This window comes from Rhizobium sp. WW_1 (assembly GCF_003610155.1).
Taxonomy (GTDB): Bacteria; Pseudomonadota; Alphaproteobacteria; order Rhizobiales; family Rhizobiaceae; genus Rhizobium; species Rhizobium tropici_A.
The window spans coordinates 146643-159159 of sequence record NZ_RAIN01000009.1 but is presented as its reverse complement, the minus strand read 5'-3'; the positions used below and the strand labels follow the sequence as shown (position 1 = coordinate 159159).

11 protein-coding genes are annotated in these 12517 nt (G+C 60.0%); 6 read left to right on the top strand and 5 right to left on the bottom strand.

The window, feature by feature from the left end; all coding sequences use genetic code 11:
• The first annotated feature begins 252 nt into the window (after positions 1–252).
• A complete protein-coding gene (locus tag BJ928_RS24975; protein WP_047633008.1) occupies positions 253–2802 on the top strand; it encodes a methyl-accepting chemotaxis protein in 2550 nt (849 codons plus the stop codon).
• Positions 2803–2901: 99 nt separating this feature from the next.
• On the opposite strand, the gene BJ928_RS24970 is transcribed toward BJ928_RS24975, so the two are convergent.
• Together BJ928_RS24970 and moaA are read right to left on the bottom strand one after the other, a co-directional pair.
• Positions 2902–3654, bottom strand: a complete 753-nt coding sequence (locus BJ928_RS24970; RefSeq protein WP_047633010.1) for an MBL fold metallo-hydrolase — start codon at positions 3652–3654, stop codon at positions 2902–2904.
• An 18-nt stretch (positions 3655–3672) separates the two neighbouring features.
• Positions 3673–4722, bottom strand: a complete 1050-nt coding sequence (moaA, locus tag BJ928_RS24965; RefSeq protein WP_047633011.1) for a GTP 3',8-cyclase MoaA — start codon at positions 4720–4722, stop codon at positions 3673–3675.
• 133 nt (positions 4723–4855) lie between these two features.
• Here moaA and BJ928_RS24960 point away from each other — a divergent pair, with 133 nt between their 5' ends.
• Together BJ928_RS24960 and BJ928_RS24955 are read left to right on the top strand one after the other, a co-directional pair.
• The gene (locus BJ928_RS24960; RefSeq protein ID WP_047633013.1) at positions 4856–5230 is read left to right on the top strand and encodes a DUF971 domain-containing protein; all 375 of its coding nucleotides are present in this window, start codon (positions 4856–4858) and stop codon (positions 5228–5230) included.
• A 34-nt stretch (positions 5231–5264) separates the two neighbouring features.
• Positions 5265–6464, top strand: a complete 1200-nt coding sequence (locus tag BJ928_RS24955; protein ID WP_047633015.1) for a low temperature requirement protein A — start codon at positions 5265–5267, stop codon at positions 6462–6464.
• Here the strand turns inward: BJ928_RS24955 and BJ928_RS24950 are convergent.
• Positions 6458–6943 (bottom strand): MarR family winged helix-turn-helix transcriptional regulator, encoded by a 486-nt coding sequence (locus BJ928_RS24950; RefSeq protein WP_047633017.1) that lies wholly within the window; start codon positions 6941–6943, stop codon positions 6458–6460. The genes BJ928_RS24955 and BJ928_RS24950 overlap by 7 nt on opposite strands.
• A 45-nt stretch (positions 6944–6988) precedes the next feature.
• On the opposite strand from BJ928_RS24950, the gene BJ928_RS24945 reads away from it, so the two are divergent.
• The gene (locus BJ928_RS24945; protein WP_047633019.1) at positions 6989–7954 is read left to right on the top strand and encodes an alpha/beta fold hydrolase; all 966 of its coding nucleotides are present in this window, start codon (positions 6989–6991) and stop codon (positions 7952–7954) included.
• Positions 7955–8013: 59 nt separating this feature from the next.
• Positions 8014–8622, top strand: a complete 609-nt coding sequence (locus tag BJ928_RS24940; RefSeq protein WP_047633020.1) for a pyridoxamine 5'-phosphate oxidase family protein — start codon at positions 8014–8016, stop codon at positions 8620–8622.
• Between the two features lie 54 nt (positions 8623–8676).
• On the opposite strand, the gene BJ928_RS24935 is transcribed toward BJ928_RS24940, so the two are convergent.
• Positions 8677–9744: a GGDEF domain-containing protein gene (locus tag BJ928_RS24935; protein WP_047633022.1), complete on the bottom strand. Its 1068-nt coding sequence runs from the start codon at positions 9742–9744 to the stop codon at positions 8677–8679.
• A 199-nt stretch (positions 9745–9943) separates the two neighbouring features.
• A complete protein-coding gene (locus tag BJ928_RS24930) occupies positions 9944–11551 on the bottom strand; it encodes a fumarate hydratase (protein ID WP_047633024.1) in 1608 nt (535 codons plus the stop codon).
• Between the two features lie 296 nt (positions 11552–11847).
• Between BJ928_RS24930 and BJ928_RS24925 the strand changes: the two genes are divergently transcribed.
• The gene (locus BJ928_RS24925) at positions 11848–12450 is read left to right on the top strand and encodes a hypothetical protein (RefSeq protein WP_052227772.1); all 603 of its coding nucleotides are present in this window, start codon (positions 11848–11850) and stop codon (positions 12448–12450) included.
• The last annotated feature ends 67 nt before the right edge of the window (positions 12451–12517 follow it).

Here is a 12517-nt window from a genome sequence, read left to right as displayed (position 1 = left end):
GAAATCGATTGTGCGATGCGGCGGAGTTGTCACGAAAATGAGGGGTTTTTCGCGCATTGGTCGCGAAATGGTGCGTCGGTTGTAGAATTTTTGCAATGCGACGGGGTTTTAGGCGGCCGATTAATTCTTATTCAATCTTATTTCCCGAGGCTCGCAGCGGTTTTGCATGAGGCAGAAGCACCTACCGCAGCGCAGCAGGAATGACGATCCCGCCTTCGCTGGAGATTTTTAATAATCCAGTTGAGGCGCCGCATGTTTTTCATTGATCGTCTTTTGCAAGGCCGCAGGATTGTCACCAAGGTTCTTATTTTCGTGGTGCCGCTGGTGGTTCTCATCGCCGGTGTCGGCCTCGTCGGTTATCACACGGCCAATATTCTGAACGGTCATATGACCGTGACGCGCGCCACGATTGAAAATATCAGCGACTTCGAGAATCTGCAGGCAGCGCTGCAGGAATTCACGGGATCTCCATCCGAAGAGACCCGCCAGGGTCTGGCCGACAAGATCGATGCGCAGGAGCGGGGCGTGCTTCGCCTGAGCGGATTGCTGAGCGACGATCAGCGCGCCAAGATCGGGCCGGTGAGCGAGCTTGCCGCGAAGATGCGCACGCAGGAAGCCGCGCTGTGGTCCATCCGTCAGAAACAGGATAGCGACGTCGAGGCCATCCAGAAGGCCGTGCAGAACATCGAGGCGACCGCCAAGGCGGCCGGCAAGCAGATCGATATCATCCGCAAGGATTTCAGCGACAAGGAAACTTTCGCCAAGGAACTGCTCTACGATGCCGCTGCCTATAAGGGCCTGTCGGAGAAGATGAGCAATCTGCGTATCCAGGTGCAGATGGCCGCCGACTCAACTGAAGAGATTTCGGATGCGCGCACCTATGCGGACGCCATCTTGAAACAGGTGACCGTTTCCAAGGCGCTGGTCTCGAAGCGCGGCGCCAGCCTCGTTGCGAATGCTTCCGATGCAGCCGACAAGCTTGATGCGGTCTTGAAGGGCTCCGGCACGCCGGACCAGAAGGTTGAGGCCATGGGGCCGATCCTTCAGAGTTTCGTGAAGATCGAAGGCGAGATGACCCTGCAATCGGCCAAAAACAGCGATACCGCGGCCGATCGTTTCGTCAGCCTCGACAAGATCATCGATGGCCAGAAGGAGCTTTTGGACCACGTCGACCAGGCGCTCAGCATTGTCGATCGTCTGACGCTGCATGCGTCTCGCATGGAAAACGTTCGCGATGCCGCTTCGCGTGATCCGGTGCTTGCGGACCTCAAGGACCTGCAGACCGTTGCCGCCAGAATTTCGGAACTCGGGCAGACCAACGCCACCATGCGTGATTTGTCCGCGCACACGAAGCCGCTGATCGACGGCCTGGTCAATGGATCGGCCGACCTGCTGCAGACCTCGGCCGACTGGAAGACGACGCGGGTTCAGTCGAACGGCCTGCTTGCCGATGCGATGACCTCGCTGCGCGGCTTTGTCGCCCAGGCGCAGGAACTCGGCAAGGAAGACAGCGAGCGTTCGGCCAATGTCTCGGTCATCGCCATGATCGTCGGCACGCTGCTTGCCATCATCGGCGGCCTGATGCTTGTGGAAACCTTGCGCGGCCCGCTGAAGCGTGTCGCCGACGTCATGACGCGCCTTGCAAGCGGCGATCTGGAAGTGGCGATCGACGGTCGCAATCGCGGCGACGAGATCGGTGACATGGTGCGATCCGTCAGCGTCTTCCGCGATGCGGCACTTGAGAATGTCCGGCTGGAGCGCGAGGCGGAAAGCGCCCGTGCGCTCTCTGCGGAAGAGGCAGCCCGTCGTGCCGCCGAGCGTGCCCGCATCGAGGCCGAGCAGAAGCAGGCGCTCAATGCGTTGGCCGACGTTCTCTCCAAGCTTGCCGACGGCAATCTGGAAGAAGGCATGCGCGAAGACCTTTCCGCCGATTTCGTGGAGATGGCCTTCACCTACAATCATGCGGTCGAGGCGCTGCGCGAGACGCTGACTGATGTTCGCTACACGGCCGAGGAAATCAAGGGCGGCACCGGCAACCTCGCCATGTCGGCCGACGATCTGGCGCGGCGTACGGAACAGCAGGCTGCCGCTCTCGAAGAAAGCTCGCGGGCGCTGCATCGCCTCAGCGACGTTGTGCGTTCGACCGCCGATCGCGCCCGCCAGACGGCCAGCTCCGTCAACGAGACGCAGGCCTATGCGACGCAATCGGGCGAAGTGGTCGCCAAGGCCGTGGGCGCCATGAGCGAAATCAATCGCTCTTCCGAGAAGATCGCCACGATCATCGGCGTCATCGACGAGATCGCCTTCCAGACCAATCTCCTGGCGCTGAACGCCGGCGTCGAGGCGGCGCGTGCCGGCGAGGCGGGCCGTGGCTTTGCCGTCGTTGCCCAGGAAGTGCGCGAACTGGCGCAGCGCTGCGCCAATGCGGCAAAGGAGATCAAGGGTCTGATCTCGGCAAGTTCGGCCCAGGTGCAGAATGGCGTTCAACTGGTCGAGCAGACCGGTGCGGCGCTGGCCGAGATCATCAGCCATGTCACCGGCGTCCAGAGGCTTGTCGCGGATATTTCCTCCGCCACGACGGAGCAGTCGACGGGTATCGAGGAAGTGACGCGCGCCGTTTCGGAAGTCGAATTGATCACGCAGCGCAATGCGGCAATGGTCGAGGAGAACAATGCCGAGATCCATGGCCTGCGCCAGCGTGTCGACATGCTCTCAGAAAAGATCGATCGCTTCCGCACCGGCGACGGCGTCGCGGACTACGAGGATTACAGCGCAGCGAGCACGCGCCACCGCGCGGCATAAGCTGCATTGATCCGAAGATCAGCTAGAAATAAAGCGCCGGGCCAATGGCCCGGCGCTTTTCGTTTGAGCTGTTTTGGTGTTCGCGGAATTGCCGGAGAACTAGCGACCGAGATGCAGCGTTTCCCCATCGGCAGGGATCAGCAACCGCGCGGGATCGACACTTGCGGTCTCCGCCGTTTGACGAAGGTCGTGCCGCGTGACGGTTGCGTGGTCGAGCGCTTCCATATGCGTTGCGACGACGGTCGCGTTCGGGGCGAGGCGGCTGACTTCCAGCGTCTGGTGGTCGTCCATGACGATCAGATCCCCATCCCAGCGTGCGCCGCAGGAATGCGTGATGATGATGTCGGGCGAGACTTGCCGGATCGTCTCCACGACGGGAGGATAAAGTACGGTGTCGCCCGCCCAATAGACGGTGGGCTCACCTGACGCTTCCAGGGTAAAGCCGATCACGGGCCCCATTTTTTCGACGACGGGCCCGATGCCATGGCTGCCTTGCCTCGGCGTGATCGTCAGCCCTTGCCATATTGTTGATTGCGTGAGGGGCGCGACATTTGTGAAGCCGGCCTCCCCAATACTGTCTTCATCGCCGGGCTGGCAGAGGATCGGCAGTGATTTCGGCACGCGCTCCTTTGCAACGGCATCGAAATGATCGGTATGCAGATGCGAGACGATCACCAGCTCGACGCCTTCAAGGATATCGTCGATCGACTGGGGCAGTTCCGTCATCGGGTTCGGAGAGCGGCCTGTAAAGGATGGGAGGCTATGGCGCGGTGCGAAATAGGGGTCGATCAGGACAACATGGCCGCCATAGGTAATCTTCAGCGTCGCGTTGCGAATAAGCTCAAGCTGCATATCGATGTTCTCGGTGGGTTAGCCGCCGGTGACGCTCATATGGCGTGCGACGGCCGGTCGGTTGTGCGTGCGGTCGATAATGAAATCGTGCCCCTTGGGCTTGCGGGTGATCGCCTCGTCAATCGCGGCATGGAGCAGGGCATCGTCCTCGCTCGCGCGTAGCGTCGTGCGCAGGTCGGCTGCGTCGTTCTGTCCCAGGCACATATAGAGCGTGCCCGTGCAGGTCAGGCGGACGCGATTGCAGCTCTCGCAGAAATTATGCGTCATCGGCGTGATGAAGCCGAGCCTGCCGCCGGTTTCTGCAACTTCGACATAGCGGGCAGGGCCACCCGTCTTGTAGGGAATGTCGGTCAGGGTGAACTCACGCTCGAGATCGGCGCGCAATTCGGAGAGCGGCAGATACTGGTCCGTCCGGTCCTCCTCGATTTCGCCCATGGGCATGGTCTCGATGACCGTGAGGTCCATGCCGCGACCATGCGCGAACCGCAGCAGTTGCGGAATTTCCACGTCGTTGAAGCCCTTGAGCGCGACGGCGTTCAGCTTGATCTTCAGCCCGGCTTTCTGGGCAGCATCTATACCTTCCATGACCTTGGAGAAGTCACCCCAACGGGTGATGGCATGGAATTTGTCGGGATCGAGGGTATCGAGCGAGACATTGATGCGCCGGACGCCGCTATCATACAGCTCGTCGGCATAACGGGCGAGCTGCGAGCCGTTCGTCGTCAGGGTCAATTCGTCGAGCGCCCCATTCTGCACGCTCTCGCCGAGTTTCCGGACCAGAAACATGATGTTCTTGCGCACGAGAGGCTCGCCGCCGGTGAGCCTGATCTTGCGCGCACCCTTGGCGATGAAGGCGGAACAGAGCCGGTCCAGTTCTTCGAGCGTCAAGAGATCCTTCTTGGGCAGGAAGGTCATGTGCTCGGCCATGCAGTAGGTGCAGCGGAAGTCGCAGCGATCGGTGACGGAAACGCGCAGATAGGTGACGGCCCGCCCAAAGGGATCGATCATCGGGCCGGTATCAGCCGCCAGCGGCGATGCGTCGCCTATCGTACCAACGATGCTATTCACTCAAATCTCCATCATGCTGCTAATGTGTGCATAGGCGATTGTTGCGTCAAGGAAAATGACTTTCAATTATACTTGCGTACAGGCGAGTAGCGGCATAATTCTCGGCGATGCCTCTGAAACGCACGGAATATCGATGAGCACTGCCTGGCCGACCGAACTGCGAGTATCGAAAGACCGCCGTCACCTCGTGGTGGCATTCGATGACGGCACGCGCTTTGACTTGCCGGCCGAGATGTTGAGGGTGCTGTCGCCTTCGGCCGAAGTCCAGGGGCACGGGCCCGGACAGAAGGTCACCGTGCCGGGCAAGCGCAATGTTGGCATCATGTCCATGACGCCCACTGGCAACTATGCCGTGCGCATCGGATTCGACGACATGCATGATACCGGTATCTTCACATGGTCCTATCTGCGCGAGCTCGGAGAGAAGGGTCAGGAGCTTTTTTCGGCCTACGAGACCGAGCTGAAGGAAAAGGGTCTTAGCCGCGACCCAATCGGAAAGCCGCACTAGCACAATCTCCAGCAACTGAAAGAGGGGCGCAGGCATGATCCTTGGGGGTAGGGAAAACTGGCTTCGCGCCAAGGGCAGCAAGAACGAGAGCAAGGTCTCCTTCGTCGAACTGTTCTTCGATCTGGTCTTCGTGTTCTCGATTTCGCAGCTCGCGCACACCCTGGCGGAGCATTTCACGGTGCTCGGCGCTCTGGAAGCCATCATGCTGATCTTTGCGGTGTGGTGGGTATGGGTCTGCACGGCATGGGTCACCAACTGGCTCGATCCGGATCGTATGCCGGTGCGTATCATGCTGTTCACGCTGATGTTTGCCGGGCTCATCCTCTCGGCCGCTATCCCCGAGGCATTTGGTGAAAAGGCGATTTTCTTTGCCGGCGCCTATGTTTTCATGCAGGTCGGACGTTCGCTCTTCACGGTTTATGCCCTCAGGCACGCCAGCCAGTCGAACTATCGCAATTTCCTTCGCATCAGCAGCTGGTTCATCTTCTCCGGCATTTTCTGGATCGCCGGTGCGCTGATGGAAAACGAGACGCGGCTCATGCTCTGGCTGATCGCGCTGGTCATAGAATATTCGGCTCCGGCACTCGGATTTCGGGTTCCAGGCCTCGGCAAATCGACGGCCGCCGATTGGGATGTCTCCGGCGCCCATCTGGCCGAACGTTGCGCCCTTTTCATCATCATCTGCCTCGGCGAGGCGGTTCTGCAGGCGGGAAAGGTGTTTGCCGACCAGCCGGTCACGCCCTTGATCGTTGCGGTGTTCATTACCGCTTTCGTGGGTACGGTTGCCCTCTGGTGGATCTATTTTCAGTTCGGTCATGAAAGGGCGGCTCACCGCATCGAACATGACGAGACGCCCGGAAGCATGGCGCGGGTGGCCTTTACCTATGCGCATATCGCCATTCTTGCCGGCATCATGCTGAGCGTCGTCGGTGACGAATTCCTGTTCGCTCACCCGCGTGACCCCGCCGATATGCATGCCGCCGCCGCCATTCTCGGCGGCCCGGTGGTCTTCCTGCTTGGAAACCTGTGGTTCAAGGGGGTGACTACGGGCCGACCGCCGCTGTCGCATATGGCGGGGCTCGTCGGGCTGGCGTTGCTGCTGCTGACCTTGCCGATGGTCGTGGTCTATCAGCTCGGCATTCTCGCGACGGCGGTGCTCATTGTCGTCGCAATATGGGAATTCGCTTCTCTGAACCGGGTTGTTCCCTCGGCTCGCTCGGCCGGCGATCACTGATCGCCGACGGGCTCCGGCCGCTCGCGCTCTTCCGCTATCAGCAGACCGACCAGGCGTTCCATATGTGCCGCCATCGCCTCGCACTCTTCGATCGGCGTGTGCGAGAGCATGCGATCGATCAAGGCGGTCTGAATCGCCATCGCTTCCTGCGTGAGACGCTGCCCCGCCGCTGTCAGATAGAGGCGCAGCACGCGCTTGTCCTGCTTGTCGCCGCGACGCTCGATCAACCCGCGCTTTTCCATCTGCGGCAGCAGCATGCTCATGTTGGAGCGGCCGACCAGCAGCTTGCGGGCCAACTCCTGCTGCGAGATACCCTCGAAGCGAAACAGGTTGATCAGAATGTCGATGTGCGGCGGCTTGATATCGAGATGCGCCAATTCCCGCGCCAGCGATTGCTGCATCAGCTGGCAGGCGCGCGCCACGGCGATCCAGCTTCTAAAACGCGGATGGTCCCAGGGAAGGGATTGATTTTTGTTCATCGTTGTACTTTATTGTTCATAGTTGAACATTATTGGATTCCCACTATGCCATCCTTTGCGCTCAAGGTCACCCGGTCGGGTCTGTCCGGTCTGGAAAGGCTGTCGCCTCGGCTTGCCGGCAAGGCAGCTTTCCGGCTTTTCTGTCTGACGCCGCCGCGCCGACCGAGCGGTGCAAAGGCCAAAGCGGCGCATAGGGAGGGCAGGCTGCGTCTTCTGGCGGCGGAGCAGGTTATGTTGCCGTTTCCAGGCGGCCGCGCCATGGCCTATCGCTTCAATGGCGGCGCGAAGGGCGCGCGAAAGCGGTATCTCGTCGTCCACGGCTGGGGCTCCAGCAGCGAATACATGTCAGAGCTTGCGGCGTTTCTCGCGGATAGTGGGGCGGAAGTGATCTCGCTCGATCTTCCAGGACATGGCCGCTCGGATGGGCGGTTCCTGAATGTACGTCTGGCCGTTTCCGCGATCGCAGCCGCCTCGGCCCGCTTCGGCGCCTTCGATGCCGCAATCGGGCACTCATTCGGCGGTGCATCTCTGACACTGGCATCCGCGGGCTTTTTGCCCGATGTCGATCCGCTCCGGCCGGGCAAGCTGGTGCTGATCGGTGCGCCGAGCGCCATGGGTTGGCTGTTCAAGGATTTCGGCCGCATCATGCGGCTTGGGCCGGCGACGCAGGCGGCGCTGGAAGACGAGGTTCGCCGGGTGACGGGCAGGACGCTGGTTTCCTATGACGAGAAACGGGGCAGGCTCGAACCCGGCCGGCCGGTCCTCGTCGTTCATGCCGAAGACGACAAGGAGGTGAGTGCCGATCACGCACGCGCCTATGCCGCCGAGGGGGCACACGTCCGTCTTTTCTGGGCCAATGGTTTCGGGCATCGGCGCATCGTCAGCGCCGCGCCGGTTTTTGGCGCCATCGAGAGCTTTCTTGCCGAGGAGATCGAGACGGAAAATCCGCTCGAAAATCATGACGGTACGGTGCTATCGTTCTACCGAACTCCGCTGCGGCGCTCGTCATAACAAGGGCTGCGTCGCTTGGGGATTTTTGGACAAATCGCCACTTGGAGGCGCAAGGTAGCATGCGTATCGTTACATCAGTCGAAGAACTGAAGGGGCTCTACGGGGATGCCGGCGAAGCCTCGATCACCAAGGTGACGAGCGTGCTGACGCCGCTCTATCGCCGTATGATCGAAGCATCGCCTTTCATGGCATTGGCAACGGTCGGGCCCGAAGGGCTGGATTGTTCGCCGCGCGGCGATCTTGGCGGCGTCGTGCGCGTCGAAGATGAAAAGACGCTGTGTCTGCCGGATTGGCGCGGCAATAATCGCATCGATTCGCTTGAGAATATCGTGCGCGATCCGCGGATAGCTTTGATGTTTCTGATCCCAGGATCGAACACGACGATGCGGCTCAATGGTCGTGCGGTCGTCTCCATCGAGCCGGCCTTGCTGCAAAGTTTCGAGATGGATGGCAAGTATCCGCGCTGCGTTGTCGTCATCACGATAGAGGAAGTCTATTTCCAGTGTGCGCGGGCTGTGATGCGAGCCGAGCTTTGGAATACGGAAAGGTTCGTCGATCCGGCAAGCCTGCCGTCGCCGGGCATGATGCTCAAGGCGGCGAAGGCCGATTTTGATCAGGAGACCTATGATCGCGAGGCGCCGGCGCGGGCGGCCAAGACGCTCTGGTAAGCAAGCCGCCGGCATGCCTGGGAAAGCAGCGCCGGCGGTTGGTTGGCTTCGCTTCTAATTCTTGTAGATGAGCCAACTTTTGGTGAAGTCCTTCTGCATGCCGTCCTGATAGACGCTGCTGCAGTTGCGGCCGGCGTTCTTGGCACAATAAAGCGCCAGATCGGCCTTGTTGTACAATTCGCCCGAATCGATAGCCTCCGACGCCATGCAGATCCCAAGCGAGATGGTGATCGGACCATAATCGACCCTGGTGCGGGAATTCTTGAACGGCGTCATCTCCAGCGTGCGGCGGATTCGCTCGCAAACGGTGGTGGCTTCTTCGACGTTGGTGGCTTCCATGACCAAGGCGAATTCCTCGCCGCCGATACGGGCGACGAAAACGTCGCGGCGCACGTTGGCGCGAATGATGGAGGCGACGGTCGCAAGGATCTTGTCGCCGACCGGATGGCCGAACGTGTCGTTGATCCGCTTGAAGTGATCGATATCGGCAAGGACCAGCGCCGTCGTCGGGCGGGTCAGCTGATTGTCGAAGATGGAGATCAGCCGGTCCTCGAACGCGCGTCGGTTGGAAAGCCGGGTCAGGGAATCGGTGTTGGCGATGCGCTTGTATTCGTCAAGCTCCTTGCGGACCAGTTCCATTTCCTGGCTGCGCTGGACGACGTTCTCGACTGTCTTCTCGCCATGGGCCATGGTGTCGCCGGTTGCGACGGCGAGCATGTCGATGGCGTTGCGCAGAAGCTCGGCGCTGTTGTGGCTGCGGGAGCTTATGCTTTCGCATGTTTCGCCAAGCAGGCGATTGTAGCTTTGCAGCGTTGTCTGTTCCTGACGCAGGGCGCGCAGGACGGCATCGAGTTCCGTGGTCAGACGTGCGTGCGCGTCATCGAAGACACGGCCTGCATGATGCGGAAAATATTTGGCTCCGATCTCATCCAGTTCCTCCTGAGTGGCGCTCTTGCCGAGAGCCGCCAAATCACGAGTGAGGGCAGGATTGGAGCCGATATAGGCCTCGTAGAAAAGTTCGTAATTGCGCGGAATAGGTGCGACCCCCATGGATCGCATGGCGTAGGTAATCTGCCCTGCCACGTCGGGATTTTGCGCCTTGGGCGCAATCGCCGTACTCATCGGTGAGCTCCGTAACATGTATTGGTTAAATCCCTTTTTTATCTATGCAAAGATTCTTTGAGAAAATATTAAGAAGGCGATTATGAGAAATCCTCTGTGATTACAGTTCTATTCGAAAATAATTACAATTTAAGCATAGTTTTACAAAGGGGGCGCTAATAACGCCCCTTTTTACGTCCTCTATCGGGAGAGGCGAATATTATCCCAGGTTGAGTTCCTGGAAGAAGTCGTTACCCTTGTCGTCAATAACGATGAAGGCCGGGAAATCCTCGACCTCGATCTTCCAGACGGCCTCCATGCCGAGTTCCGGATATTCGAGAACTTCCACCTTCCTGATGCAGTCCTGCGCGAGGCGCGCAGCCGGGCCACCGATCGAACCGAGATAGAAGCCGCCGTATTTCTTGCAGGCTTCGCGCACGGCGCGGGAACGATTGCCCTTGGCGAGCATCACCATCGAGCCGCCGAATGACTGGAACTGGTCGACATAGCTGTCCATGCGGCCCGCCGTCGTCGGCCCGAAGGAGCCGGAGGCATAGCCGGCCGGCGTCTTTGCGGGGCCGGCGTAGTAGACCGGATGGTTCTTCAGGTATTCGGGCATGCCTTCGCCCTTTTCCAGGCGTTCGCGGATCTTGGCGTGTGCGAGATCGCGGGCGACGATGATGGTGCCGGTGAGCGAGAGGCGCGTCTTGACCGGATGCTGCGACAGCTCCGAGAGGATGTCGGCCATCGGCCGGTTGAGATCGATGCGGACCATCGATTCCGAAAGCTTGGCTTCGTCGATCTCCGGCATGTACTTGGACGGATCGGTCTCGAGTTGCTCGAGGAAGATGCCGTCGCGCGTGATCTTGCCCTTGGCCTGCCGGTCGGCGGAGCAGGAAACGCCAAGCCCGATCGGCAGCGAGGCGCCGTGGCGGGGCAGGCGGATGACACGGACGTCGTGACAGAAATATTTGCCGCCGAACTGGGCGCCGACGCCGAGGCTCTGCGTGAGCTTGTGAATTTCCTTTTCCATTTCGAGATCCCGGAAGGCATGCCCGCTTTCGGAGCCCTCCGTGGGAAGACAGTCGAGATATCGCGTGGAGGCGAGTTTGACGGTCTTTAGGTTCATCTCGGCCGAGGTGCCGCCGATGACGATAGCGAGATGGTAGGGGGGACAGGCCGCCGTGCCGAGCGTCAGGATCTTTTCTTTCAGGAAATCCAGCATTCGGTCGTGGGTCAGCAGCGAGGGTGTGCCCTGATAGAGGAAGGTCTTGTTGGCCGAGCCGCCGCCCTTGGCCACAAAGAGGAATTCGTAGGCGTCGGTGCCTTCCTCGTAGATATCGATCTGCGCCGGTAGATTGTTCTTAGTGTTCTTTTCCTCGAACATCTTGATGGGGGCGAGCTGCGAGTAGCGCAGGTTCTTCTTCTCGTAGGCGTCGAGTACGCCCTTGGCGAGCGCGCCGCTATCGCCGCCTTCGGTCCAGACGCGACGGCCCTTCTTGCCCATGATGATCGCCGTGCCGGTGTCCTGGCACATGGGCAGCACGCCGCCGGCGGCGATATTGGCGTTCTTCAGCAGATCATAGGCCACGAAGCGGTCGTTATCGGTGGCTTCGGGGTCTTCGAGGATCGAAGCGAGCTGCTTCAGATGGCCGGGACGCAGCAGGTGGTTGATGTCGGCAAAAGCCGTTTCAGCCAGCAGTCGGATGCCTTCCGGGTCGACGGTCAGGATTTCCTGGCCCTTGAAGGTGTCGACGGAAACATAATCGCCGGAAATCTTGCGATAGGGGGTCGTGTCGTCGCCGAGGGGAAATAGATCGTCAGCCATGTGGGAAACCTTTCAAGCCGGGTGGGCGGGGAAGATGTTTGGAGACGGTCTAAATCCGGCTCGCGCCAAAAGCAATTGCTTGGCTGCTATGCCAGATGTTTCGCAGGCGCCGCCGGCCTCCCTGCCGTTCTTGCCCGCCATTGCGACAACGCCAGACCTGCAACCGAGCTAAACCCAAATTGGTATTGCCTGCCAAATCTTGCGTCACGTTGAGGCAATGTTTGCCCCTTAACCGGTGCGCCGCGCTTGTTCGTTGAAAGCTGATCGATCCGTATGGTCAAACCGGGATTTACACCATGACGTCGCCACTTACCTTGCGGATTCTTGCCTCGCTGGTGCTGCCGGTGATGCTCGCAGGATGCTTAACCTCCATGCCGCTCACCAGCATACCGAAACTTATGCGGCTCGATTTCCTTTCGATGGATTTTCAGCATGTTCGCGTCGGTCTGCGTCTTCCAAGCATTCTGACACTCCGTAACGGCGATGCCGTCATGATCATCACGACGAAGACCGAAGGTGTGGCAGGAGAGACCGTCGATGTCTTTGGTCTGGTTGAGGATACCGACGCCTCCTCGCGTGCGCCGCTTGATCGGGAGGCGCAGCGGGACTTTGCGATCAGTGTCTGGAGGGTCGGCCCAGAGGATGTCTCAAGGCTTGCGGCGATCCAGGAGCGGTCACGCCGCTCGAAAATAAGCGGTCCCCGAACCAGCGGCTCGGTCGCAATCCAGGTCTCGGGCGCCTGCGCCAAAGGGCCTATCCCTGCGGGGCCGGTGCGCGTGTCCTCTTATCTCAAGGCTGCCCAGAATGATGACTACATTCCGTTGGCGGTGAATTTCGATCTGAGAAAGGAGATCAAGGCCACGGACTGGGAGCAAAAGGTGCGGCTTTGCGGGAACTGACCTCGTTCACTGATTGGCATTCGCGAGACGGTCGTTGCTACAGATCTACGCGCGGAGCAGGTGCGTG